Source organism: Pseudarthrobacter siccitolerans (assembly GCF_001046895.1).
Taxonomy (GTDB): Bacteria; Actinomycetota; Actinomycetes; order Actinomycetales; family Micrococcaceae; genus Arthrobacter; species Arthrobacter siccitolerans.
Window position 1 is genome coordinate 1 of sequence record NZ_CAQI01000040.1, and the last position, 23,235, is coordinate 23,235.

At 65.6% G+C, this 23,235-nt stretch carries 23 protein-coding genes and 1 tRNA gene; 16 read left to right on the top strand and 8 right to left on the bottom strand.

The annotated features are described in order from the left end of the window. The 9 genes from lepB (ARTSIC4J27_RS08315) to ARTSIC4J27_RS08355 all read left to right on the top strand — a co-directional run. Positions 1 to 639: signal peptidase I (gene lepB, locus ARTSIC4J27_RS08315; RefSeq protein WP_235436610.1), on the top strand; the 639-nt coding region annotated here is incomplete at its 5' end. After that, a complete protein-coding gene (gene lepB / locus ARTSIC4J27_RS08320) occupies positions 640 to 1,464 on the top strand; it encodes a signal peptidase I (RefSeq protein WP_050054743.1) in 825 nt (274 codons plus the stop codon). 2 nt (positions 1,465 to 1,466) lie between these two features. Next, a complete protein-coding gene (locus ARTSIC4J27_RS08325; protein ID WP_050054744.1) occupies positions 1,467 to 2,267 on the top strand; it encodes a ribonuclease HII in 801 nt (266 codons plus the stop codon). A gap of 93 nt (positions 2,268 to 2,360) precedes the next feature. Beyond that, a complete protein-coding gene (locus tag ARTSIC4J27_RS08330; RefSeq protein WP_050054745.1) occupies positions 2,361 to 2,687 on the top strand; it encodes a DUF2469 domain-containing protein in 327 nt (108 codons plus the stop codon). Positions 2,688 to 2,810: 123 nt separating this feature from the next. After that, a complete protein-coding gene (locus ARTSIC4J27_RS08335) occupies positions 2,811 to 3,167 on the top strand; it encodes a YraN family protein (protein WP_050054746.1) in 357 nt (118 codons plus the stop codon). Next, positions 3,168 to 4,712 carry a YifB family Mg chelatase-like AAA ATPase gene (locus ARTSIC4J27_RS08340; RefSeq protein ID WP_050054747.1) on the top strand — a complete coding sequence of 515 codons (1,545 nt, stop codon included), beginning with the start codon at positions 3,168 to 3,170 and terminating at the stop codon, positions 4,710 to 4,712. It abuts the gene before it with no gap. A gap of 53 nt (positions 4,713 to 4,765) precedes the next feature. Continuing rightward, on the top strand, positions 4,766 to 5,908 hold the full coding sequence (dprA, locus tag ARTSIC4J27_RS08345; protein WP_083435382.1) for a DNA-processing protein DprA: 1,143 nt from the start codon (positions 4,766 to 4,768) through the stop codon (positions 5,906 to 5,908). Between the two features lie 54 nt (positions 5,909 to 5,962). After that, positions 5,963 to 6,889 carry a tyrosine recombinase XerC gene (locus ARTSIC4J27_RS08350; protein ID WP_050054749.1) on the top strand — a complete coding sequence of 309 codons (927 nt, stop codon included), beginning with the start codon at positions 5,963 to 5,965 and terminating at the stop codon, positions 6,887 to 6,889. A 256-nt stretch (positions 6,890 to 7,145) separates the two neighbouring features. After that, the gene (locus ARTSIC4J27_RS08355; protein WP_041652118.1) at positions 7,146 to 7,649 is read left to right on the top strand and encodes a DUF3145 domain-containing protein; all 504 of its coding nucleotides are present in this window, start codon (positions 7,146 to 7,148) and stop codon (positions 7,647 to 7,649) included. A gap of 138 nt (positions 7,650 to 7,787) precedes the next feature. Here ARTSIC4J27_RS08355 and ARTSIC4J27_RS08360 read toward each other — a convergent pair whose 3' ends face one another. From ARTSIC4J27_RS08360 to aceE, 6 genes are all read right to left on the bottom strand, one after another. Continuing rightward, positions 7,788 to 9,023: a beta-ketoacyl-[acyl-carrier-protein] synthase family protein gene (locus tag ARTSIC4J27_RS08360; RefSeq protein WP_050054750.1), complete on the bottom strand. Its 1,236-nt coding sequence runs from the start codon at positions 9,021 to 9,023 to the stop codon at positions 7,788 to 7,790. 161 nt (positions 9,024 to 9,184) lie between these two features. Then, on the bottom strand, positions 9,185 to 9,430 hold the full coding sequence (locus ARTSIC4J27_RS08365) for an acyl carrier protein (RefSeq protein WP_009359314.1): 246 nt from the start codon (positions 9,428 to 9,430) through the stop codon (positions 9,185 to 9,187). Positions 9,431 to 9,512: 82 nt separating this feature from the next. Beyond that, positions 9,513 to 10,574 carry a beta-ketoacyl-ACP synthase III gene (locus ARTSIC4J27_RS08370; protein ID WP_050054751.1) on the bottom strand — a complete coding sequence of 354 codons (1,062 nt, stop codon included), beginning with the start codon at positions 10,572 to 10,574 and terminating at the stop codon, positions 9,513 to 9,515. After that, positions 10,571 to 11,500 (bottom strand): ACP S-malonyltransferase, encoded by a 930-nt coding sequence (locus ARTSIC4J27_RS08375; RefSeq protein WP_050054752.1) that lies wholly within the window; start codon positions 11,498 to 11,500, stop codon positions 10,571 to 10,573. Before ARTSIC4J27_RS08375 ends, ARTSIC4J27_RS08370 begins: the two co-directional genes overlap by 4 nt. Before the next feature lie 88 nt (positions 11,501 to 11,588). After that, positions 11,589 to 12,833: a PucR family transcriptional regulator gene (locus ARTSIC4J27_RS08380; RefSeq protein ID WP_050054753.1), complete on the bottom strand. Its 1,245-nt coding sequence runs from the start codon at positions 12,831 to 12,833 to the stop codon at positions 11,589 to 11,591. Between the two features lie 211 nt (positions 12,834 to 13,044). Then, on the bottom strand, positions 13,045 to 15,810 hold the full coding sequence (gene aceE, locus ARTSIC4J27_RS08385; RefSeq protein WP_050054822.1) for a pyruvate dehydrogenase (acetyl-transferring), homodimeric type: 2,766 nt from the start codon (positions 15,808 to 15,810) through the stop codon (positions 13,045 to 13,047). A 424-nt stretch (positions 15,811 to 16,234) separates the two neighbouring features. On the opposite strand from aceE, the gene ARTSIC4J27_RS08390 reads away from it, so the two are divergent. From ARTSIC4J27_RS08390 to ARTSIC4J27_RS08420, 7 genes are all read left to right on the top strand, one after another. Continuing rightward, complete coding sequence (locus ARTSIC4J27_RS08390) at positions 16,235 to 16,654, top strand: DUF3052 domain-containing protein (protein ID WP_050054823.1); 420 nt, start codon at positions 16,235 to 16,237, stop codon at positions 16,652 to 16,654. Beyond that, on the top strand, positions 16,651 to 17,145 hold the full coding sequence (locus ARTSIC4J27_RS08395) for a peroxiredoxin (RefSeq protein WP_050054754.1): 495 nt from the start codon (positions 16,651 to 16,653) through the stop codon (positions 17,143 to 17,145). The genes ARTSIC4J27_RS08390 and ARTSIC4J27_RS08395 overlap by 4 nt, the downstream gene beginning before the upstream one ends. 6 nt (positions 17,146 to 17,151) lie before the next feature. Beyond that, positions 17,152 to 18,072 carry an NAD-dependent protein deacetylase gene (locus ARTSIC4J27_RS08400; RefSeq protein ID WP_050054755.1) on the top strand — a complete coding sequence of 307 codons (921 nt, stop codon included), beginning with the start codon at positions 17,152 to 17,154 and terminating at the stop codon, positions 18,070 to 18,072. A 109-nt stretch (positions 18,073 to 18,181) separates the two neighbouring features. Next, positions 18,182 to 18,254, top strand: a tRNA-Val gene (locus ARTSIC4J27_RS08405). A gap of 103 nt (positions 18,255 to 18,357) precedes the next feature. Next, on the top strand, positions 18,358 to 18,648 hold the full coding sequence (locus tag ARTSIC4J27_RS08410; RefSeq protein WP_050054756.1) for a hypothetical protein: 291 nt from the start codon (positions 18,358 to 18,360) through the stop codon (positions 18,646 to 18,648). A 285-nt stretch (positions 18,649 to 18,933) separates the two neighbouring features. Then, positions 18,934 to 19,731: an IclR family transcriptional regulator gene (locus ARTSIC4J27_RS08415; protein ID WP_050054757.1), complete on the top strand. Its 798-nt coding sequence runs from the start codon at positions 18,934 to 18,936 to the stop codon at positions 19,729 to 19,731. 153 nt (positions 19,732 to 19,884) lie between these two features. Next, positions 19,885 to 21,231: an MFS transporter gene (locus tag ARTSIC4J27_RS08420; RefSeq protein ID WP_152683813.1), complete on the top strand. Its 1,347-nt coding sequence runs from the start codon at positions 19,885 to 19,887 to the stop codon at positions 21,229 to 21,231. 71 nt (positions 21,232 to 21,302) lie between these two features. Here the strand turns inward: ARTSIC4J27_RS08420 and ARTSIC4J27_RS08425 are convergent, their stop codons facing one another. Next, complete coding sequence (locus tag ARTSIC4J27_RS08425; protein ID WP_050054758.1) at positions 21,303 to 22,355, bottom strand: D-2-hydroxyacid dehydrogenase; 1,053 nt, start codon at positions 22,353 to 22,355, stop codon at positions 21,303 to 21,305. Between the two features lie 66 nt (positions 22,356 to 22,421). Beyond that, on the bottom strand, positions 22,422 to 23,147 hold the full coding sequence (locus ARTSIC4J27_RS08430; protein ID WP_050054759.1) for a FadR/GntR family transcriptional regulator: 726 nt from the start codon (positions 23,145 to 23,147) through the stop codon (positions 22,422 to 22,424). Between the last annotated feature and the right edge of the window lie 88 nt (positions 23,148 to 23,235).

Below are 23,235 nucleotides of genomic sequence, written 5' to 3' on the forward strand. Positions count from 1 at the left end.
CGTTTTGTGTTCCTGGCCTTTGTGCTGGCCCTGGCGGTCAGCGGGCTGGTGCGTTCACTCTGGCTGGACGTTTACTACATTCCGTCCGAATCCATGGAACCGCTTCTGCAGGGCGGGGACCGCATCCTCGTCTCGCGCACTGACTTCAACGCCCAACCCATCCGGCGCGGGGACATCGTGGTCTTTGACGGCCGGGGCACCTTCGCGCCGCTCAACAGCGGCAAGGGCGCACTGGTGGATACTGCCGGCGCCATCACCCAGTGGCTTGGCCTCACGGGCAGCGACACCACCTACGTCAAGCGCGTCGTCGGACTCCCGGGGGACACCGTGGTCTGCTGCGACGCCGGCGGGAAAATCACCGTCAACGGCCAGCCGCTGGACGAGCCCTACATCTTTCCCGGCGATCTCCCGAGTACCCAAAAGTTCAGCGCGGAGGTGCCGGAGGGGCGGTTGTGGCTGCTGGGCGACCACCGGTCCGTGTCCGCTGACTCCCGGAGCCTGCTGGGTGCCCCCGGCGGCGGGATGGTGCCGCTGGACAGGGTGACGGGAAGGCCGGTCCAGATCGTCTGGCCGCTTGATAGATTTGCTGCAGTACCTCGGCCGGCAGCGGCAGGGCCAATTACAGAGAACGGACAGTAGATGCCCGAGAACCACCCGCGGACCCCCGAGCCGCGTCCAGACGGCGCCCCGGATTCCCCGGCCAGTGCTGCACCGGAAGCAGCTGCGGGTTCCGAAGCAGCTTCTCCTGCGGCAGGCAGCCGTGCCGAAGCCAAGGCCGCCGAGGAACAGACCGGTGGAAGCCAGGTGCTCGCCTGGTTGAAGGAAATTGCCACCGTTGTGGTCATCGCCGTGGTGCTCTCCTTCCTGATCAAAACCTTCCTGTTCCGGGCCTTCTTCATTCCTTCCGAATCCATGGTCAACACCCTGGACGTTGACGACCGGATTTTTGTTAATCTCCTGGTTCCCGAGCCCTTCTCACTGACCCGTGGGGACGTTGTGGTCTTCCGCGACACGAAGGGCTGGCTGCCGCCTGTGCAGGAAAAATCCGATGGACCGTTCACCTGGGTGCAGGACGGCCTGACCTTTGTTGGCCTCCTGCCGGACAACTCCGAGCAACACCTGGTCAAGAGGGTCATCGGGCTGCCCGGGGACCATGTGGTCTGCTGTGAGGACGGCGGTAAACTGACCATTAACGGGACCGCCATCGACGAAAAGTACATCAACTCCGCTGAGGTCCCGCAGGTCCGCAACTTCGATATCACTGTCCCCGAAGGCAAGGTGTGGGTGATGGGCGACAACCGGAACCACTCCGCCGACTCGCGCGCCCACATGGATGCTGACGGCGGCTTCATCGACATCGCCGACCTCGAAGGCAAGGCCGCCGTCATCGCCTGGCCCCTGAGCCGGATCACCGCCCTGGACAACTACCCGGACGTGTTCCGGAACGTTCCGGCGGCACCCTGAGCATGCCCCCGGTAGTCAAAGCCGGCCCGGCAAAGGCCGGCGCGGCGAAGGCCCGGGCGGGCTCCACGAAGGTGGCCCGTCCCGTGAAGGCGCCCACCCTGCGGCACGAGCGGACGTTCAAGGCACAGGGCGTGCGCCTCGTCGCCGGCGTGGACGAGGTGGGCCGCGGCGCCCTGGCCGGTCCCGTCAGCGTCGGCATCGCCGTGGTGGATGTGGAGCGCCAGCGGCCGCTGGCCGGTGTGCGGGACAGCAAACTCCTCAGCCCCGCTGAACGGGAACGGCTTGACCCGCTGGTCCGCCGGTGGAGTGTTGCATCTGCCGTGGGGCACGCCTCGGCGCAGGAGATTGATTCCCTGGGCATCATAGCGGCGCTGCGCCTGGCCGGAACCCGTGCGTGGCAGGAGATCCTCGCTGCCGGCGTGACCCCGGACATGGTGCTCCTGGATGGCAGCCACAACTGGTTGTCCCCGGCCGAACAGCTGTCCCTCTTCGATGAGCCCGTGCTGGAAGCCGTTTGCGACGCCCCCGTGCACACCAAAATCAAAGCGGATATGCAGTGCCTCAGTGTCGCTGCGGCGAGCGTGATCGCCAAGGTGGAGCGGGACCGGATGATGCGGGAGCTGCACACCGAGTACCCGGACTTCGGCTGGGACATCAACAAGGGCTACGCCACCGTTTCGCACCGGGACGTACTCCGTGCGGCAGGCCCAACCCCGTACCACCGGGTGAGCTGGCGGCTCCTGGGCGGCGAGTTGCTGGAGGGCGTGCAGGACGACGGCGAGGGACCCGGAGTCGAAGACTGAGCACCACGGCGGAGGCCCGGTCATGGCTTGAAAGGCTGCCTCCCATCCAAAGCACGGGCGGCAGCGGCGCCGGACATGGTGCAAGATGGAACCATGAGTGCTGAGGATCTTGAAAACTATGAGACCGACATGGAGCTGCAGCTCTACCGTGAATACCGGGACGTCGTCGGACTGTTCAGCTACGTTGTCGAGACCGAACGGCGCTTCTACCTGGCCAACCATGTGGACCTCCAGGCCCGCAGCGCCGACGGCGAAGTCTACTTCGACCTGACCCTCCAGGACGCCTGGGTGTGGGACGTGTACCGCTCCGCGCGGTTCGTTAAGAGTGTTCGGGTCCTCACGTTCAAGGACGTCAACGTGGAAGAACTTCCGCGCAATGAGGAACTCGCGCTGCCCAAGGACGTTGATATGGGCCAGTAGTGCCCGACGGGGTGCCGGGCACTTATCCTGCACAGCCTCCCCGGGCAGTTGATTTGTACACATACGGGACAAGCTCCCTTACCTCCGCAACCGCGCCGCCGCAGGCTGGTTGCGGAGGTAGAAATGAAATCAAAAGACCTGTTGGGCCGCCGGGGCGAGGACCTCGCCGCCGGCTATCTGGAATCCCTCGGCATGCTGGTGGTGGAGCGCAACTGGCGCTGCACCGAAGGCGAAATCGACATCGTGGCCCTGGACGGCGACGCCCTGGTCATCGCCGAAGTGAAGACCCGCCGATCCCTCGATTACGGCCACCCCTTTGAAGCGGTGGGCCCCGAGAAGCTCGCCCGCCTGCACCGGCTCGGCTCCGCGTGGTGCCGGGACCGGGAGCTGCGGATGCCGCTGCGCCGCGTGGACGTCATCGCTGTCCTGGACGACGGCGGCGGCGAACCATTGGTGGAGCACCTCAAGGGGGTGGGGTGAATGTCCCTGGGCAGAACCTACTCCATCGCCCTGGTGGGGTTGAACGGCTACATCGTGGAGGTCGAGGCCGACATCGGCCAAACCCTGCCGGCTTTTATCCTTCTTGGGTTGCCGGATGCCTCGTTGAATGAAGCCAAGGAGCGGATCCGCTCGGCGGCCAAGAATTCCGGCATTCCCCTGAGCCGCCGGAAGATCACGGCCAACCTCATTCCCGCCTCCCTGCCGAAACGGGGCTCAGGGTTCGATCTGGCAGTGACCATGGCAGTGCTGCGGGCAGCAAACGACATCAAGCCAACGGGGAAAACAGTCTTTATCGCGGAGCTGGGGCTTGACGGCAGGCTGCGCCCGGTCCGCGGCATCCTGCCCGCCGTGATGGCGTCGGTACAGGCGGGCTATCCGGACATCGTGGTGGCCCAGGCCAATCTGGCTGAGGCTGCCCTGGTTCCCGGGGCCCGTGTCAGTGGCTACCGCACCCTCGCCCGGCTGGCCCTCAATTTCGGTGCGGACCCGCAGGAGCTTGCCCTGGATTTTGAACCTGACGATCCGGAGCTTCCAGCCGATGAACAGGAGGAGTACGGAAGTTGCCCGGACATGGCTGATGTTTCGGGGCAGGGCGACGCCAGGCGGGCCCTCGAAGTGGCAGCAGCCGGCGCCCACCACCTTCTCCTGATGGGGCCGCCGGGTGCGGGCAAAACCATGCTCGCGGAGCGCCTTCCAGGACTGTTGCCGGACCTCGCTGACCACGAGGCCATGGAAGTCACCGCCATCCATTCGCTCTGCGGCCTGCCGTCTTCCTCGGCCCAGCTGCTGCGCCGGCCGCCGTTCGAAAGCCCGCACCACTCGGCTACCGCCGCCGCGATCATCGGCGGCGGCTCAGGCCTGCCTCGGCCCGGCGCCGCCTCCCGTGCCCACCGGGGCGTTCTCTTCCTTGATGAGGCCCCCGAGTATGAACGCCGCGTCCTGGACGCGTTGCGCCAGCCTTTGGAGAGCGGTGAGCTGGTGATTCACCGCTCCGCCGGCACCGCTGCCTATCCTGCCCGGTTTCAGCTGGTCCTTGCCGCCAACCCCTGTCCGTGCGGCAAGGCGTCCGGGAAAGGACTGGACTGTACCTGTACGCCCGTGATGCGGCGGCGGTATCTGGCCAGGATGTCCGGGCCGCTCCTGGACCGGGTGGATATCCAGCTCCAGGTGGACAGGGTCTCCCTCGCGGAGTTCGGCCAGGGAGGCGCCGAGGAAGACACGGCGTCTGTTGCCGCCCGGGTCCGCGACGCGCGCGTGCGGCAGCTGGAACGGCTACAGCCCTTCGGACTGGAAACCAATGCCCAGGTACCCGGCCGTGTACTGCGCGGAGAACTCCGGCTTCCACCGGCTTCCACCCGCATCCTTGACCATTCGCTTGAGCGCGGCGTCCTCACCGCCCGCGGCTACGACCGGGTTCTCCGGCTGGCCTGGACCATGGCCGATCTTGGATACCGGGAACGGCCGGACGCGAACGATATCGGGCAGGCCCTGGGGTTGCGCCAGGCCGCGGCGGTGGCCGCGTGAACGCGGCTGGAGCGGATCCGGAAAGGCTGGCCCGTGCCGCCCTTGCCCGGCTGATGGAACCCCAGGATTCTGCGGGTCTGGCACTGGTGCAGATCTGCGGCGCACCGGATGCCTTGCGGATTGCCACCGGGCAGGCTGCTGCCGGAGCCGGACTGGAGCGCGAGATCACCTCACTCCTCACGGACAGCGGGTCCGCAACCAGTTGGTCCGGGATGGCCGCCGCCCTGAAACGCTGGCAGCCACGAATCCCGGATCTGGCCCCGGAGCGTGACCTCGCCACTATGGCCCGCCTCGGCGGCCGGTTGATCATCCCCTCGGACGATTTGTGGCCTCCCCAGCTCGCCGACCTGGGGATCCAGGAACCCATCTGCCTGTGGTGGCGGGGACAAGAGCAACCCCTACCCGAAGCGGAGAAGTGCATCGCGCTGGTCGGGTCGCGGGACAGCACCAGCTACGGTGCATCGGTAACAGGGGATATGGCCTACTCTTTGGCGCAGCGGGGTTTCACCATCGTGTCCGGCGGTGCCTATGGCATTGATGCGCACGCCCACCGCGCCGCGCTTGCCGGTGCTTCGGCAGCGGTACCCACCATCGCCGTGATGGCTGGCGGTGTTGACCGCTTCTACCCGTCGGGCAACGAAGACCTCCTCCGCGCCGTCTGCAACCAGGGCGCCGTCATTGCGGAGGTCCCCCCGGGCTCGGCGCCCACCCGTTACCGTTTCCTGCAACGGAACAGGCTTATCGCCGCCATGTCCGCGGTGACGGTGGTTGTCGAAGCGCGGTGGCGGTCAGGAGCCCTGAACACCGCCCACCACGCCGAGACGCTGGGGCGTGCAGTGGGCGCGGTCCCGGGGTCTGTGCACAGCGCCAACTCGGCCGGCTGCCACCGGCTCCTTCGCGACGGCGGCGCCGTGTGTGTCACTGACGCTGCCGAAATCACCGAGCTGGCATCGCCCAGCGGATCCGGTCTTCCGGAACAACGCCACGGCGGAACTGAAGTCCAGGACGGGCTCACCCTGGAAGACCTGATCCTCCTGGATGCGCTGCCACTGCGGTCCACAACGTCTGTGGAGAAGCTCTGTTCCGTGGCCGGGCTCGGGCCGGAATCGGTGCGGGCCGGGCTCGGCCGGCTGGGGCTGCTCGGGCTGGCCGTGTCGGAACGGGGCGGCTGGAAGCGCGGCACGGCATCCGGCTGAGCGGGGATCGTGTCCGGGCACCCTGTCGGCAGCAACACCTGAGACAGTAGGAGGGTGGAGAACCAGGAATTGCCGCGGGAGCTAAGCCAGGCGCTCAGCGCCTTCGTGAGGTACCTGACGGGGGAGCGGGCCCTGTCACAGCACACGTTGCGCGCGTATGAGGGCGATCTGCGCAGCCTGCTTTCCCATGCGGCCTCCGAGGGTGCGGCCCAGCCGGCGGACCTTGAACTGGGAACTCTGCGCCGGTGGTTGGGAGTTCAGAGCCAGGCGGGCGTTGCGCGCTCAACCCTGGCACGCCGGGCCGCTACTGCACGGGCTTTCACGGCGTGGGCCCTGAGGGAAGAACACATCCCGGCTGACCCTGCCCTCCGGCTCAAGGCACCCAAACGGGAGCACTCCCTGCCCGGCGTTCTGCAGTCCCAGCAACTGTCCCGGCTGCTGGCCAGGCTGGAGGAAGCTGCCGCGGAGGGTAAACCCCTGCCCCTGCGCGACAGGGCGATCGTCGAACTGCTCTATGCTACGGGCGTCCGCGTCGGGGAGCTCACGGGCCTCGACGTCGACGACCTCGACCCGGACCGGCGCACGCTGCGAGTCATCGGCAAAGGCAACAAGGAACGCACCGTCCCCTACGGCGTCCCCGCAGCGCTGGCCCTGGATGACTGGCTTCGGCGGGGCCGCCCGAAGCTCGTCCGCGCTAACAGCGGCCCCGCTCTTTTCCTGGGTGCCCGCGGTGGCCGGATGGACCAGCGGCAGGTCCGGTCGCTGGTAAATGCGCTTTTTGAGGCGCTGGGTGACACGTCAGCTTCGGGCCCGCACGCCCTCCGGCACTCAGCAGCCACACACCTGCTGGACGGAGGCGCGGACCTGCGGGCCGTGCAGGAGATTCTGGGCCACAGCAGCCTTGCCACCACCCAGATCTACACCCACGTCTCCGTAGACCGGCTGCGCAAAAGCTACCAGCAGGCACATCCCAGGGCGTAACCCCGGACTGCGTCGAACAGGCGGGGAATCGCACTGGCGTAATTAGGCAGCGTACGGCACAATAAGAGTCACGTCCGGCAACTTTCAAGTCCCGCTTGAAGCTCCATTGCTTCCAGTGGACCCGCAAGTGGCGGACACTGCTTAATCTGAACAATTGAATATCGAGGCAGGGAACACGGGCCGCAGTGCAGGGCACGGCAGTTCCATCCAGGCAGAGGTCGTTGGGGAAGACGTACCTAGAGCTATGGAGGATGGAATGTCTGTTGCAATGACCCGCGGTGTGCTGTTTGTTCACTCAGCCCCTACTGCTTTGTGCCCTCACGTCGAGTGGGCCATCGGCTCCGTCGTGGACAAGCGGACGGACCTTGAGTGGACCCCTCAGCCTGCTGCGCCCGGAATGTTCCGGGCTGAGCTGTCCTGGACCGGTGCCCCCGGGACAGGATCGAAGCTTGCCTCGTCCCTCCGGGGCTGGGCACACCTCCGCTATGAGGTCACCGAAGAACCGAGCCAGGGTGTGGATGGCGGCCGGTGGTCGCACACCCCCGAGCTCGGCATCTTCCATGCGGTCACCGACGTCCATGGCAACATCATGGTTTCCGAAGACCGGATCCGCTACGCCTACGAATCCGGCGCGGGCGATCCTGCAGCTGTCTACCACGAGCTTTCACTGGCCCTCGGCGAGGCCTGGGATGAGGAACTCGAACCCTTCCGGCACGCCGCCGAAGGCGCGCCCGTCCGCTGGCTCCACCAGGTGGGCTGACCGCCGCGGCCATGCGGCGCGGCCAGGTGCCGCCGTCGTTAAACCTGCAAAACACCCACCAATTTCCATAGCAAAACAGGAGGCCCCGCCAGCTGGCGGGGCCTCCTGTTGGTGCCGGGAGTAAACCCCGGATTGACGCTAGATGCTGCGGACGGCAACCACGGCGTTGTGTCCGCCGAAGCCGAACGAGTTGCTCAGTGCCACGATGTTGCCGGCGGGCAGATCCCTGGCCGAGGTGACCACGTCGAGCGGGATCTCCGGGTCCTGGTTTTCGAGGTTGATTGTCACAGGCGCCTTGCGCTCGTAAACAGCGAGCACCGTGAGTACAGCCTCGACTGCACCGGATGCACCCAAGAGATGGCCCATCTGGGACTTGGTGGCCGATACCGCGACGTTGTCCACGTGGTTGCCCAGGGCGGCACGAAGTGCAGTGTATTCGGGCTTGTCGCCCACGGGGGTGGAGGTGGCATGCGCGTTGACGTGCACCACGTCCTCGGCCTGGATCCTGCCATCGAACATCGCAGCCTTCAGCGCGCGGGTTGCACCAAGGCCTTGGGGATCCGGGGCCGTGATGTGGTAGGCGTCCGCCGTGACGGACGTACCGGCGAGCTCACCGTAGATCCGGGCTCCACGGGCCAGGGCGTGTTCCTCCGCCTCCAGGACCAGGGCGCCGGCGCCCTCGCCCATCACAAAGCCGTCGCGGGCCGTGTCGTACGGGCGTGAGGCGCCCTGGGGGTCGTCATTGCGGCGGGAGAGGGCCTGCATGGAGGCGAAGGCGGCCAGGGGCATCGGGTGGATGGCCGCTTCGGCGCCGCCGCACATTACTACATCTGCCTTGCCGGAGCGGATCAGGTCAAGGCCCAAGTGCAGGGCTTCGGTGCCTGAGGCGCAGGCGGAAACGGGGGTGTGGGCACCGGCGCGGGCGCCAAGGTCCAGGCTGACCGCCGCGGCAACGCCGTTGGGCATCAGCATCGGAACGGTCATAGGGAGAACACGGCGCGGGCCCTTTTCCTTCAGGGTGTCCCAGGCGTCCAGCAGGGTCCAGACCCCGCCGATGCCGGTGGCGAAGGCCACAGCCAGCCGGTCCTTGTCGAATTCGGTGATGCCGGAATCGGCCCAGGCCTCGCGGGCCGCGATAACGCCGAACTGCGTGGAGGGGTCCATCCGCTTTGCCTCAACACGGCTCAGCACGTCCAGGGCAGGGGTGCTGCAGCGGGCTGCGAAGTGGACGGGCAGTTCGTACTTGGCTACCCAGTCGTCTTCCAGGGTGCGGGCACCGGAGACCCCCTTGAGCGCGTTGTTCCACATCGTGGGTACATCGCCGCCGATGGGTGTGGTGGCACCCAGACCGGTAATGACTACTTTGCGTGTCATGGGATCACTCTTTCGTCGGTGGGAATCCGTCTGCCGGAGGGTCCCGCGTTTTGATGGTCGGCACACTTGCACACGCAAGGGGCCGGAAAATGCGGCGGGCTGCCGGTCCGGTCATCCGGACCGGCAGCCCCGCCAAGCCGTAGGACGGCGAAAGCCTGGAATTAGGCCTGTGCTCCAGCGATGAAGCTGACGGCGTCGCCGACGGTCTTGAGGTTCTTGACCTCTTCGTCCGGGATGCGCACTCCGAACTTCTCTTCAGCGTTGACCACGATGGTCATCATGGAGATGGAGTCGATGTCCAGGTCCTCGGTGAAGGACTTGTCCAGCTCCACAGCCTCGGGGGCCAGGCCGGTTTCTTCGTTCACGATTTCAGCCAGGCCGGCCAGGATCTCTTCGTTGCTAGCCATGTGATGGCTCCTTTTCTTGTATTGCCGGCAAGTACTGCCGGAAATGGCTCAGGACGCGGGTTGCGGCCTGTTGGGGGCGCTTCTAGGGAAGGACAATTACCTGGGCTCCGAAGACCAGCCCGGCGCCGAAACCGATCTGCAGGGCCAGCCCGCCGCTCAGTTCAGGCTTCTCCGCCAGGAGGCGGTGGGTAGCCAGCGGAATGGACGCCGCAGAGGTGTTCCCTGCATCGGCAATGTCCCGTGCCACTGTAACGGTCTCCGGCAGCTTCAGCTTCTTCACCATCTCGTCAATGATGCGCATGTTGGCCTGGTGGGGGATAAAAGCCACCAGGTCCTCGGCAGCCACCCCGGCCGCCTCAAGGGCCTGCTGGGCCACCTTCGCCATCTCCCAGACAGCCCAGCGGAACACCGTCTGACCATCCTGGCGCAGCGTGGGGTAAAGCTCCTGGGCCTCTTCAAGCAGGGCGAGGTCGCCGGTGGAGTCCGACTGCCGGGCAGCCATGCCGAGGTCGCGTACGTCCAGCATGGAGCGGGTCATGCCGATGGCGTCCCACTTGCTGCCGTCCGAGCCCCACACGGAGGGCGCGATGCCAGGAGTGTCGGAGGGGCCAATAACGACGGCGCCTGCACCGTCCCCGAGCAGGAACGAGATGGTGCGTTCCCGGTTGTCAATCACGTCGGAAAGCTTTTCGGCACCGACCACGAGCACGTACTTGGCCGTTCCGGAGCGCACCAGCGCGTCACCCTGGGCGATGCCGTAGCAGTAGCCGGCGCAGGCGGCCGAGATGTCGAAGGCGGGGGCAGGGGTGGCGCCCAAGCGGTCCGCCAGGCTGGCAGCAGCCGACGGCGTCGCATACGGGTGGGTGACCGTGGAGACGATGACCGCGCCCAAGTCAGAGCCCGTGATCCCGGCTTTCTCCATCGCCTCGCGGGCAGCGCCCTCGGCCATGTCGATGACGCTGACGTCCGCGGGGGCGCGGTGACGGGTGATGATGCCGGTGCGCTGGCGGATCCATTCGTCCGAGGAGTCGATCCACTGGCAGACGTCTTCGTTGGTGACGATCACGTCAGGGCGGTAGGCGCCGAGGCCCAGGATCCGGGTGTGCTCCTGAAGGGGAGCCTGCTTCAGCGTAGGAACGCTCATGCGTTGCCCTCCAGTTCTGCGAAAAGCGCCAGGGCGGCGGAAAGGTCGTCGGGTGTCTTGACCGCAACGGTTTTGACGCCCGGCATGCCGCGCTTGGCGAGGCCGGCAAGGGTGCCGGCGGGCGCCAGCTCGATGACGCCGGTGACGCCGCGCTGGACAAGGGCGTCCATGCAGAGGTCCCAGCGGACGGGGCGGGACACCTGGGCGATCAGGCTTTCGACGGCGGCGCCTCCGTCGGTGACCTCTCCGCCGTCGTAATTCGACAGAAGGGGTACCTTCGGTGCCTGCGGCTTCAGCTGCGGCTCCAGGGCCTTGAGGGTGCTGACGGCCGGTGACATGTGGCTGGTGTGGAAAGCGCCGGCCACCTTCAGCGGAATGACGCGCGCCTTGGCCGGCGGGTTGTCCGCGAGGGCCTTGAGCTGCTCGAAGGTTCCGGCCGCTACGGTCTGGCCCGCGCCGTTGACGTTTGCGGGGGTGGCGCCTGCTGCTTCGATGGCGGCCAGGACCTCTGCCGGGTCCCCGCCCACCACGGCGCTCATGCCGGTGGGAGTGACGGACGCGGCGGCGGCCATGCTGTTGGCACGCTCGCGGACGAAGGTCATGGCTTCCTGCTCGGTGAGGACTCCGGCAAGGGCCGATGCCGTGATTTCACCAACGGAGTGTCCGGCCAGGATGACCGGCAGGGAGTTCAGTTCGACGTCGAAGAGGGACGCGGCGGCGACGAGGCCGGCGGCAACAATCAGGGGCTGCGCCACGGCAGTGTCCTTGATGGTTTCCTCATCCGAGGTGGTCCCGTGCGCGATCAGGTCAATGCCTGCGATGTCGCTCAGGGCGGCCAGCTGGCCTGCCACCGGAGGCAGTTCCAGCCAGGGGGCCAGAAAACCCGGGGTTTGCGAGCCCTGTCCAGGGCAGACTATTGCAAGCACGTAACCAGCTTTCCAAATTACTGTGTGATTGAGCGGTGTTTGTCCGCACCAAGCTCAGAGGGTCAGGTTGTAGGAAGTCTACAACGCCTCAGGGCTGGTTCCGGGACGGATGGCGCTCCGCGGCTGCTTTGGGCGGGGCGGAAAGACGGCCCACCACAAGGGCCGCCTGGAGGACAAACGCCTCGCGCGGCAGGAGCGGATCCCAGCCGGTGACGTCACAAACCCGCTTCAGCCGGTACCTGACCGTATTGGCGTGGACGAAGAGTTCCCGGGCCGTTGCCTCCAGGGAATGGCCCAGTTCCAGGTAGGTTCCGAGGGTTTCCACCAGCCCGTTGGACGCTGCCAAAAGCGGCCGGTAAATGTTTTTGACCAGTGAGCGGCGGGCAGCGTCGTCACCGGAAATGACCCGCTCGGGAAGGAGGTCATCGGCGGCAACGGGCCGCGGGGCGGCCGGCCAGGCACGGGCAGCCGTGAGTCCAGCGAACGCGGACTGGGCTGAACCGCTGGCCTCCAGCAGGGAACCGGCTTCCGGGCCGTACACCACCGGTCCGGGAGCGAACATGTCGCTGAGCTTCACGTAGGCGGTTTCCCGGTCCTGCACCCCGCCGAGGATGAGTATCAGCCGGTCGCCCTGGATACCTACCAGCGCGTCCTCCGCGTACCGGCCTGCCATCCGGCGCAGTTCGCTGACGTAACTGGCGCTTGGCTCTGAGGGGGAATTGCCTACCATCACGGTGAAGCGTTCCTGGGCTTTCCAGCCCAGCGCGGCGATCCTGGAGCGCAGGGCGTCAGTGTTTTCGCCGCGCAGTATGGCGTCCACGATCAGGGCTTCCAGCCGGGTGTCCCAGGAACCGCGGGATTCAGCCGCCCGCGCATAGACGTCAGCGGCGGCGAAGGCCACCTCGCGGGAGTAGCGGAGCACCGCCTCGCGCAGGGACGGCTGGTCAGCCTCGGGGGCGATCACGGGGACCTGGTCTTCGACGACTTCCACCACGATCCGGATCAGCTGCAGTGCTTTCTGCAGGCTGATGGACCGGGTCAATTCTGTGGGCGCGGTGCCAAAGACGTCGGTGAGGATCCACGAGGGTGAACTCGGGCGCTCATACCAGGTCACAAATGCTGCAATTCCGTTCTGCGCGACCATGCCGAGGGCGGAGCGCTCGTCTGAGCTGAGCCGGCTGTACCAGGGAAGCGATTTTTCCAGCTCCCGCATGGTGGTGGTGGACAGCTGGCCCACGTTTGCGCGCAGTTTCTTCAGGGTTTCGGACTTCTCCGGAGTGACCCCGGGCAGGGACGGTTTGCGCTTCGCGGACGGTGTGGCAGGTGCTGGCATTCTTTGAGCATACGGCCACTGCCCTGCAAGCTCCATTTGTGCGAAGGCTACAATTCGGATAGTTGCGCGCCACAGCACGTTCCCCGCAGAACAGACGACGGCGGCCCCCGCCTTCTGGTGGGAGCCGCCGTCGTTCTATGCTTGCCTGAACGTTTTTGGACAGTTCCGGGGCTATAAGTCCCCGTATCTGTCCAAAAACCCGGCAGTAAGGCTAGGCCTCGCCGCCGGCATTGCCGGTGGTACCGGCGTTTACGTTGTGCAGCCGGTACTTGTCGATCGCCTTGGCCGGAGCCTGGGGATCAACTTCACCGCGGCGCGCCAGCATCTCCAGCGACCGCACCACGATGGAGTGGATGTCGATCTTGAAAAAGCGGCGGGCGGCGGCGCGGGTGTCGGAGAAGCCGAAGCCGTCGGCGCCGAGGGTCGCGAATTCGTTGGGCACGAACTGGCGGATCTGGTCCGGGACGGCCTTCATGTAGTCGGACACTGCGACGACCGGGCCGGTGGCGCCTTCGAGCTGTTTGGTGACGAAGGGGACGCGGGCGGGCTGGCCGGGGTTGAGGAAGGCTTCCTCTTCGGCGGCGAGGCCGTCGCGGCGCAGTTCGTTCCAGGAGGTTACGGACCACACGTCCGCGGAAACGCCCCAGTCGTCGGCCAGGAGCTGCTGTGCCTCCAAAGCCCACGGCACCGACACACCCGAGGCCAGGATCTGGGTCCGGGGACCGTCGATCTTTGCCGGGGCGAGCAGGTAGATGCCCTTGATGACGCCTTCGACGTCCAGCTCTTCGGGTTCGGCGGGCTGGGTGATGGGCTCGTTGTACACCGTGAGGTAGTACATCACGTTGTTATCCGGCACTGTTGCGGTTCCTTTGCCGCTTGCGGCGGGCCCGTACATGCGTTCGAGGCCGTCGCGGATGATGTGGCCCATTTCGTAGCCGTAGGCGGGGTCGTAGGTGACTACCGCGGGGTTGGTGGAGGCCAGGAGCGGGGAGTGGCCGTCGGCGTGCTGGAGGCCTTCGCCGGTGAGGGTGGTCCGTCCTGCGGTGGCGCCGATGATGAAGCCGCGGGCCATTTGGTCTGCTGCTGCCCAGAAGGCGTCGCCGGTGCGCTGGAAGCCGAACATGGAGTAGAACACGTAGACCGGGACCAGGGGGACGCCGTGGGTGGCGTAGGCGGTGCCGGCGGCGGTGAAGGCTGCCACGGCACCGGCTTCGTTGATGCCGGGGTGGATCAGCTGGCCCTGGGCGGATTCCTTGTAGGCCAGGACCAGGTCCCGGTCCACGGACAGATAGTTCTGCCCCTTGGGGTTGTAGATCTTCGCCGTCGGGAAGAAGGCGTCCATGCCGAAGGTGCGTGCCTCATCCGGGATGATCGGGGCAATGTGCTTGCCGAACTCCTTGTCCCGCATCAGGTCCTTGAGGAGCCGGACGAAGGCCATGGTGGTGGCGGCCTGCTGCTTGCCGGAGCCGCGTTTGGCGACCTCGTAGGACTTGGCTTCCGGCAGGGTGATCTGGGCGTGCTTGCTGCGGCGCTCGGGGACCGATCCGCCCAGCGCGGCGCGGCGTTCCAGCATGTACTGGATTTCCGGAGCGTCCGTACCGGGGTGGTAGTACGGCGGCTGGTACGGGTCTTTTTCAAGCTGCTCATCCGTGACGGGGATCCGCAGGTGGTCGCGGAACTTCTTGAGGTCGTCGAGGGTGAGTTTTTTCATCTGGTGGGTCGCGTTGCGGCCCTCGAAGTGGGGTCCGAGTCCGTAGCCCTTGACGGTTTTGGCCAGGATGACGGTGGGTTTGCCCTTGAATTCGGTGGCGGCCTTGTAGGCGGCGTAGACCTTGCGGTAGTCGTGGCCGCCGCGTTTAAGGTTCCAGATCTGGTCATCGGTGAGGTCCGCGACGAGGTCTTTGGTGCGGGGGTCCTTGCCGAAGAAGTGTTCGCGGACGAACCCGCCGGACTCGGCCTTGTAGGTCTGGTAGTCCCCGTCGGGGGTTTCGTTCATGATCTTCACCAGTGACCCGTCGGTGTCGCGGGCCAGCAGGTCATCCCATTCCCGGCCCCAGACGACCTTGATGACGTTCCAGCCCGCGCCGCGGAAGAACGCTTCGAGTTCCTGCATGATCTTGCCGTTGCCGCGTACCGGCCCGTCCAGGCGCTGGAGGTTGCAGTTGATCACGAAGTTCAGGTTGTCCAGGTTCTCGTTCGCAGCGAGCTGGAGCAGGCCGCGGGATTCGGGCTCGTCCATTTCGCCGTCGCCCAGGAACGCCCAGACCTGCTGGTCCGAGGTGTCTTTCAGGCCCCGGTTGTGCAGGTACCGGTTGGACTGGGCCTGGTAGATCGCGTTCATCGGCCCGATGCCCATGGACACGGTGGGGAATTCCCAGAACTGCGGCATCAGGCGCGGGTGCGGGTAGGAGGACAGTGCGTGGCCGGCGCGGGATTTTTCCTGCCGGAACCCGTCCAGGTCCTCCTCGGAAAGCCGGCCTTCCATAAACGCCCTCGCGTACATGCCGGGGGAGGCGTGGCCCTGGAAGAAGACCTGGTCCCCGCCGCCGGGGTGGTCCTTGCCGCGGAAGAAGTGGTTGAAGCCCACCTCGTACAGGGTCGCGGCACCGGCGTAGGTGGAGATGTGCCCGCCCACCCCGATGTTGGGCCGCTGGGACCGGTGGACCATCACCGCGGCGTTCCACCGCATGTACGCCCGGTACCGGCGCTCGTATTCCTCGTTGCCCGGGAACTGCGCTTCCTGGTCCGCCGGGATCGTGTTCACGTAATCGGTGGTGGTCACCATCGGCACGCCCACGCTCTGCGCACCCGCGCGCTGCAGCAGGCTCCGCATGATGTATTGGGCACGCTCGGTGCCCTGTTCCCTGATCAACGAATCCAGGGACTCAACCCACTCGGCGGTCTCTTCCGGATCACGATCAGGCAGCTGGTTAGTCAACCCGCTGAGGATATGGGAGGTATCTTCTCCTGCAGCCACGTCCAACCTCTCTTTGCGCGCATTGAGGCGCACTCAGGCCGGGCAGGGTGACCGCCCGGCGTACATACGCCGTGTGCGACGTAACGGTTACAACAGCCCGGTCATGTGTGCCGGGCAGGGTCCTAGCTTCCTACGTCTGCAATGGAGTTACAGGGTTGTTGCCCCGCAGGCATAGTTGTCACCTGCCACTCTAACTCTCACCTCAGCGCGATGCGTAGCCGCGGCTTGGGCGGCTCTGTTGTATTTCGCCGTCATACTGGTTGTGTGACGAAAAGCCGCTGCGACGTGTGCTGCCCGTCCCGGTGTGACGCAGAATATGCCGAGCTCAGGGGGCTGCAGCTTGAAGCGCAGGCACAAAGGGTGTTGGCTTGGGAGTAATGGAAATCACTATGCGCACAGCATGCATGAGGCATTGGAGGAACACGTGAGCGAGGCCGACGCCGCCACTTCGGTAAATGTGGCGGAAAAATTGGGTTTCAAGAACGGGGATCTGATTCAGGAGTTCGGTTACGACGACGACGTCGATCTCGACTTGCGTGACGATATTGAGGACCTCACAGGTTCCGAGTTGCTGGATGAAGACGATCACGAAGTGGCGGACGCCGTCATCTTCTGGTGGCGCGACGGTGACGGGGACCTGGTGGACAGCCTGATGGATTCGCTGACCACCCTGGGTGAAAACGGTGTGGTCTGGGTCCTCACCCCGAAGTCCGGACGGGACGGGTATGTCTCGCCGGCAGACATCCAGGAAGCTGCCCCGACAGCCGGCCTGCACGTCACAACCTCGGCAGGCGTTTCAAAGGACTGGAGCGCCGTCCGCCTGGTCAGCAGGAAAAACAAGTGACGGCAGCGCTTGGCGCTGCCCCAGTAGCTGTGCCCGCCCTTGGCGGGCAGGCGCCCGACTTCGAGCTCGCCAACCAATACGGTGAGCCCGTCCGGCTGTCATCCTTCCGCGGCGGGAACGTGGTCCTGGTTTTCTATCCGTTTGCGTTTTCGGGCATCTGCACCGGCGAACTCTGCGAGCTACGGGACAACCTGGCGCTGTTCGAGGCCACGGACGCCACGGTCCTGGCTGTCTCCGTTGACAGCAAGTTCAGCCTGCGTGCTTATGCCGCCCAGGAGGGCTACACCTTCGACCTGCTGGCGGATTTCTGGCCCCACGGCGGGGTGGCACGCGCCTACGGAGTCTTTGACGCGGACAGCGGCATGGCCCAACGAGGAACGTTCATCATCGATGCGGCCGGAGTGATCCGCTATTCGGTAGTGAACCCGCGCGGCCAGGCGCGGGACCTCCAGGAATACCGTGCCGCGCTGGCAGGCCTGGGGCGGGATTGAGCTTCCATGGCGCAGCATCGGGCGGGGGTAGGGCTGACAGGCTTTGCCAGTATGCCGCCGGTGGCTGCAGCCAGTCCCTCTGACGGGGAGCGCGAGATCCTGCTCCGGATCCGGGACGTCCTGGCCGGCAGGCAGTTTGTGCTGCTCACCGGGGCGGGATTGAGCACGGACTCGGGAATCCCGGACTACCGGGGGGCGGGGTCGCCGCCCCGTACTCCCATGACCTACCAGGAGTTCGTCAAGGACGCGGCCAACCGCCGGCGCTACTGGGCCCGGAACCACATCGGCTGGTCCCATCTGCGCCATGCCGATCCGAACCAGGGCCACTATGCTGCTGCCGAACTCGAGCGGCGCGGCTACCTCACCGGGCTGATTACCCAGAACGTTGACCGGCTGCACGAGGACGCGGGCAGCGTGAACGTGGTGGACCTGCATGGCAGGTATGACCAAGTGGTATGCCTGGCGTGCCGCCGCACCTACTCCAGGCGCCTCCTGGCAGGAGTGCTGGAGGAGCTCAACCCGGATTTCCTGTCCCGCGCGGAGGAGACAGGCCTGGTGGAGATGGCCCCGGACGCGGATGCCACCGTCGAAGACCAGGAACTGATCAGCAGCTTTGTTGTTGCGGTCTGCCCTGCCTGCGGCGGAACCCTCAAACCCGACTTTGTCTACTTTGGCGAGAACGTACCCAAGGACCGGGTTGAACGGTCATACCGGATGGTCGACGAAGCGGACGCCCTGGTAGCCGCAGGTTCGTCGCTGACGGTGATGAGCGGGCTGCGTTTCGTCCGGCACGCCGCCAAGGATGGAAAGCCCGTCATCATCATCAACCGTGGGGACACCCGGGGTGACGACAAGGCCACCATCAAACTGGATGCGGGCGTCAGCGAGTCCCTGGCCTGGCTTGCAGCCGGGCTTCCGCCCCTCTAGGGCGGGACCGGAGCGCCCGAATGCAGTGCCGATTCGCGTTTGGAGGCATGGGTCGGGTAGAGTCTATGTTCGTTGGTTGCGGCGCTGAAGCGCCGGATTCAACAGTTTCGGGTCTTTAGCTCAGCTGGTAGAGCGCCACGTTTACACCGTGGATGTCATCGGTTCGATCCCGGTAGGACCCACTTGGAAACCCTGTTGTTTCCGCCCCCGCGGCGGAAGCAGCAGGGTTTTTTCGTTCCCGCTGACCCGCCGGAAAATGTCGGTGCCCGGACATAGCTTTCAGGTATGGAACATGTGATGGTGCGGACGGAAAACAACGGCATGCCGACGGCGGTCATCTGCAACGGGAGGGAATGGGCCGTGGGTGCCGAACCAGTGCGCTGGTTCGAGCGCGTTAACTGGTGGGAAGTCAACCGGAGGATGCCCAAAGGCCTAAGCCGCGTGGACGTGGAGGTCTTACAGGTCCAGGTAAGGCTCGGAGGCAACAGCGGCTCTGACCTGACAACCATGCTGCTGGAGCGTGACGGCCTCGGCGGCGGATGGCGGCTGCGGGAGTCCGTCGCGGACGCCGCTTGAGGGCGGTACTGGCCCTCCGGCCTGCGGCTGCAAGTGCCGGCGGGCAGGCTCCTGCCGGGCCCGGGTATTGGAAAACCCTCCACCGCGACTATTGGGGGATGCCGCGGTGGAGGGTCTGAGATGAATATACCGTGAACTGCCGGAAACACGAAGCTGTCCGGAAAGTGTGTCGAAGCATCGCAGAGAGGCGGCGGGAGGGCCGCGGCTTGCTGGGACATGCACCATTATGATGGTTAGTGTTCAGTCGAATGAACAGCCCGCGCAGGCGCCTATATAAGGAGAATCATGGCCGATTCCCGCAACTCCCGATCCTCTGACGGCCTGGGAAGCGCCTCACCGGCGCCCGCCGTCACCCGTGCAGCCGCCGTGCTGGACGCCCTGGCCGCATCGGCAAGCGGGAGGCTGACCCTCAGTGATCTCGCCCGCGAGCTGGGGATCCCCAAATCCTCCACGTCCAACCTCCTGCTGGCGCTCGAAGAAGCCCGCCTCATCAGCAGGCAGGGTGCCGAGTTCACCCTGGGCCGCAAGCTCGTGGAACTCGGTGCGGCCTACCTGAGCCGGCTGGATGAGGTGCAGGAGTTCTACCGGTACTGCGAACAGGCTCCCACCCTGTCCAGGGAAACCGTCCGGATCGCCATGCTGGATGGGACGAACGTCATTTACCTTGCCCGCTACGAGGGCCACCCCGCTGTGAGGCTCACTTCCAACATCGGGGACAAGATGCCGGTCTCGCTGTGCGCAGTGGGCAAGGCCTTGATCGCCCGGCTGCGTGACCACGACATCGACACCATGTTCCCTGACGACGCCGAGCTGCCTGTTATGACGCCGAAGTCCCTTCGGACCGGGGCGGAACTCAAGTCCCAGCTGCGGACCATCCGCGAGCAGGGCTACGCCTTCGAGGATGAGGAATCCACCACGGGTGTGGTGTGCCTTGCGGTGTCGGTGCCCACCAGGGGTGCCCACGGTCCCAGCCTGGGCCTTTCCGTAACAGCGTTGAAGGCAACTTACACGGAAGAGCAGGGGTCCCAGATGGTCAAGGAACTCCGGGAGCTGGCGCGGTCCCTCGGCAATCCCATGGGCTGAGTGCCGGGGGGCCTGCACAAAAGAATAATCTGCCCGCTGCATTTGCCCGTTGTTCAACTTACTGTACTCTGTTCAACATAGTGACCGACACAACATGTGCCGTCGCTGACCCACCAGGCCAACGGGGGCCTGGAGTGTGATGAGGGAGTTCTTGTGACAACTCGTACTAAAGCACCGCAGGCCGCGGACGGCGCCGTCGTCGAACCGGACCAGCTTCGTAGGGCAACTCTTGCCAGTTCCGTCGGTTCCGCGCTGGAGTACTACGACTTCTACATTTACGGCCTGGCCTCCGCGCTGATCTTCGGGCCGCTGTTTTTTGCCCCGCTGGGCGAGAGCGGGGCGGTTATCGCCTCCTTTGCCACCTATGGTGTGGGCTTCGCCGCCCGGCCGTTTGGCGGCGTGGTCTTCGGTTACATCGGTGACAGGTTCGGACGGAAGATGGTCCTGATCCTCACGATTGGCCTCATGGGCATGGCCAGTTTCGCCATCGGGCTGCTGCCCACCTTTGAGCAGGCGGGCATGCTGGGCGCCGTCCTCCTGGTGACCTTGCGCATCATCCAGGGCCTCGGGGCCGGCGCGGAGCAGGCCGGTGCCACCACGCTGATCTCCGAAGTCGCCCCGCGCCGGCGCCGCGGGTTCTTCGCTTCCCTGCCGTTCGTCGGCATCCAGCTGGGCACGCTCCTGGGGGCCGGCACCTTTGCCCTGATGGCCCTGGCGGACAAGTCCGTCCTGCAGGGCTGGCTGTGGCGGGTGCCCTTCCTGGCGAGCTTCATCCTGATTGTGATCGCCGTCTTTATCCGCCTCCGCCTCAAGGAGACGCCGGTCTTCCAGGAGCTGGAGAAGCATAAGGCCGTGGTGAAGAACCCGGTGGGCCAGATCTGGAAGCACTCCAAAAAGAACGTCCTGGTGGGCATTGGCCTGCGGATGGGCGAGAACGGTAACTCCTCCATCTACTCCGCCCTCCTGGTCTCGTTCATCAGCATGCCTGCCGGCGTCTTCGCAGGCGACAAGTTCATCGGCCCCACCGGCCTGCTGATCGCTGCCGCTTTTGCCGCGGTTATGGTGGTGACGTTCGGCGCCCTCTCAGACCGTTTTGGCCGCGTCCCCGTTTACAGGTACGGCGCCCTGTTCCAGGCCGTTATCGCCCTTCCTGCGTTCTACCTGGTGACGTTGGGCAACGTCACCCTCGTCTGGGTGGTGATGGTGGTGGGCATTGCCCTGGGCGTGCAGTCAATGCTCGGCCCCCAGTGCGCCCTGCTGCCGGAACTGTTCGGCTCCCAGCACCGGTTCACCGGCGTTGCGCTGAGCCGGGAACTCTCCGCCGTGCTGGCCGGAGGTTTTGCCCCCATGATCGGTGTGGCGCTGCTGGCCGCCACCAACCACTCATGGCTGGTTCCCGCCATCTATTCCCTGGTGCTGGCGTCGATCTCCTTTGTGGCCACATTCTTCACTCCCGAAACCGTGGGCCGCGACCTGGTGCTGGTGGAGGACGCCAGCTAGTCAAGGCTTTCCACGAAACAGGGCGGCTTCCCGGGTGGGGAAGCCGCCCTGTTTCGTGCGTCCGGCCAGCTTTAGTAGAAGTGCACCGTGTCCACGAGGTGGGGCAGTTCGGCACCCTCGAGGAAGAGGCGGAGGTTGCCGCGGAAGCGTTCGGTGATCAGGCGGTTTTCCGCTGCGCTGAGGGCGGATGTGTGCGGCGAGACCAGCACGTTGGGGTGGCTCCAGAGCGGGCTGTCCTGGGGGAGCGGCTCCACTGCGAAGACGTCCAGGCAGGCGTAGGAGACCTGGCCGTTGTCCAGTGCTTCGAGCAGGGCTTCCTCGTCCACCACGGTTCCCCGGCCCACGTTGACGAAAACGGTGCCAGGCTTCATGGCGGCGAACATGCCGCGGTCAAAGAGTTTTTCCGTGTAGGGCGTCCCCGGCAGCGTGTTGACCACGGCATCTGCCGTGGCCAGGAGGGCCGGGAGGCTGTCATTGGTGGCAACCTCGGCGATGCCCTCCAGCGGTTCCACCGTGCGTTTGGTGCCGCTGACTTTCATGCCGAGGGCCCGGGCAAGGCGGGCCGTTTCCATGCCGATCTCGCCGAGGCCGGCGACTACAAGCGTGGAGCCACTCACCAGCCGGGTGGGGGTGCGCAGGTCAGGCCAGAGTTTGGCTCCCTGGTCGCGGACCAGCTCCGCCGTGCGCTTGAAGCCGTTGAGGATTCCCATGGTGGCGAATTCGGCCAGCGGAAGGGCATGGACTCCGGCGGAGGTGGTCACCTTGAACTTTTGGAGCGTTTCCTGATCGAGGCCGGAGGCCTTGACTGCCCCGCCGGCTCCCGCCGCCATGGCGTGCACCCACTGGAGGTGCGGGTTTTCGCGTGCAACGCGGGCAAGGCCCGCGGGGCTTTCGTTGGGCATGCCGTACAGGACCTGTGCCTGGTTGACCATGGCCCAATAGCGTTCCTCCTGCTCCGGCGACCGCTGGAAAGCAGGATCGCCGGCGTGGTCGGCGGGGTACCGCTCCGGCGGCAGCAGATCGGGCTCGTACAGCACGGTAACGGATGGGTCGACGGCGCGGATGCGGTCCACCAGCTCAGCTTCGAGCGGGACGGCAATGGCCACAGTAAGGGGAGAGGTCATCTGTTCATCATACTGAATAGAGGCAAGGATAGTGGACAACTTTGAACCCAATCCCGTCCCGCAGTGTCAGCGCCGCACGGGGATAAAAACCCGCGGCTGCTCCGTCCACGTATCCGACATCTGGGACATGGTCCGGCGCATGATCCGGTCGGAGGCGTCCCGTGCCGCCGCACTGTCCCCCCGTGAAATAGCTTCTGCCACATCCACATGCCACTGCAGGGCAGCCTCGTGCGGGTGGTCGGGCATGAGGCCATGGACGGTGCGCCCCGTCAGCGTCTCGGCCACCTGGCCCATCAGGTTGGCGAACATTTCATTGCCGGAGCCGGAGAGCAGCAGGGAATGGAACTGGATGTCCAGCTCCAGGAAGCGTGGCACCTCACCGTTGTGCCCGGCGTCGCGCATTGCGTAGGCAACGTCCACCAGCTCGAGCCGCAACGGCGCCGGCGCGTTCTGGGCGGCGAGCTCTGCGGCAGCGGGTTCGACGGCGGCGCGCAGCTCCGCCAGTGAACGCAGCTGGGCCCCGCGGGCGTCACTGGCCAAACGCCATCGGATGACCTGCGGGTCAAAAGGATTCCAGCGGCTGGGCGGCAAGACCCTGATGCCTACCCGCTTGGTGGTTTCCACCAGGCCCAGGGACTGCAGGACGCGCACCGCCTCACGGATAACCGACCGCGAAACCTTCAGTTCAACCTCGAGCTGCTCGGCCAGCATCACATGTCCGGCGGGCAGGTTGCCCGAGACAATACGGGTGCCAAGATTCTCGATGGCACGGTGGTGCAGGCTGGTGGTCATGGAATCAAGACTAGTGGGACTGCCCACCCGGACTGCTTTTACGATGGACGGCCGAAGACACAAAGGGTTCCAATAGGTGGGCGTTACT

Excerpts from the sequence above, each read along its gene's own strand:
- ARTSIC4J27_RS08330 (WP_050054745.1), top strand. The coding sequence starts at position 2,361 with ATGAGTGCTGAGGATCTTGAAAACTATGAGACCGACATGGAGCTGCAG.
- ARTSIC4J27_RS08370 (WP_050054751.1), bottom strand. The coding sequence starts at position 10,574 with ATGAGCGTTCCTACGCTGAAGCAGGCTCCCCTTCAGGAGCACACCCGG.
- ARTSIC4J27_RS08360 (WP_050054750.1), bottom strand. The coding sequence starts at position 9,023 with ATGACACGCAAAGTAGTCATTACCGGTCTGGGTGCCACCACACCCATC.
- ARTSIC4J27_RS08400 (WP_050054755.1), top strand. The coding sequence starts at position 17,152 with ATGGCGCAGCATCGGGCGGGGGTAGGGCTGACAGGCTTTGCCAGTATG.
- ARTSIC4J27_RS08415 (WP_050054757.1), top strand. The coding sequence starts at position 18,934 with ATGGCCGATTCCCGCAACTCCCGATCCTCTGACGGCCTGGGAAGCGCC.
- ARTSIC4J27_RS08340 (WP_050054747.1), top strand. The coding sequence starts at position 3,168 with ATGTCCCTGGGCAGAACCTACTCCATCGCCCTGGTGGGGTTGAACGGC.
- ARTSIC4J27_RS08325 (WP_050054744.1), top strand. The coding sequence starts at position 1,467 with ATGCCCCCGGTAGTCAAAGCCGGCCCGGCAAAGGCCGGCGCGGCGAAG.
- ARTSIC4J27_RS08355 (WP_041652118.1), top strand. The coding sequence starts at position 7,146 with ATGTCTGTTGCAATGACCCGCGGTGTGCTGTTTGTTCACTCAGCCCCT.
- ARTSIC4J27_RS08430 (WP_050054759.1), bottom strand. The coding sequence starts at position 23,147 with ATGACCACCAGCCTGCACCACCGTGCCATCGAGAATCTTGGCACCCGT.
- dprA (WP_083435382.1), top strand. The coding sequence starts at position 4,766 with ATGGAACCCCAGGATTCTGCGGGTCTGGCACTGGTGCAGATCTGCGGC.
- lepB (WP_050054743.1), top strand. The coding sequence starts at position 640 with ATGCCCGAGAACCACCCGCGGACCCCCGAGCCGCGTCCAGACGGCGCC.
- ARTSIC4J27_RS08425 (WP_050054758.1), bottom strand. The coding sequence starts at position 22,355 with ATGACCTCTCCCCTTACTGTGGCCATTGCCGTCCCGCTCGAAGCTGAG.
- ARTSIC4J27_RS08335 (WP_050054746.1), top strand. The coding sequence starts at position 2,811 with ATGAAATCAAAAGACCTGTTGGGCCGCCGGGGCGAGGACCTCGCCGCC.
- ARTSIC4J27_RS08365 (WP_009359314.1), bottom strand. The coding sequence starts at position 9,430 with ATGGCTAGCAACGAAGAGATCCTGGCCGGCCTGGCTGAAATCGTGAAC.
- ARTSIC4J27_RS08410 (WP_050054756.1), top strand. The coding sequence starts at position 18,358 with ATGGAACATGTGATGGTGCGGACGGAAAACAACGGCATGCCGACGGCG.
- ARTSIC4J27_RS08380 (WP_050054753.1), bottom strand. The coding sequence starts at position 12,833 with ATGCCAGCACCTGCCACACCGTCCGCGAAGCGCAAACCGTCCCTGCCC.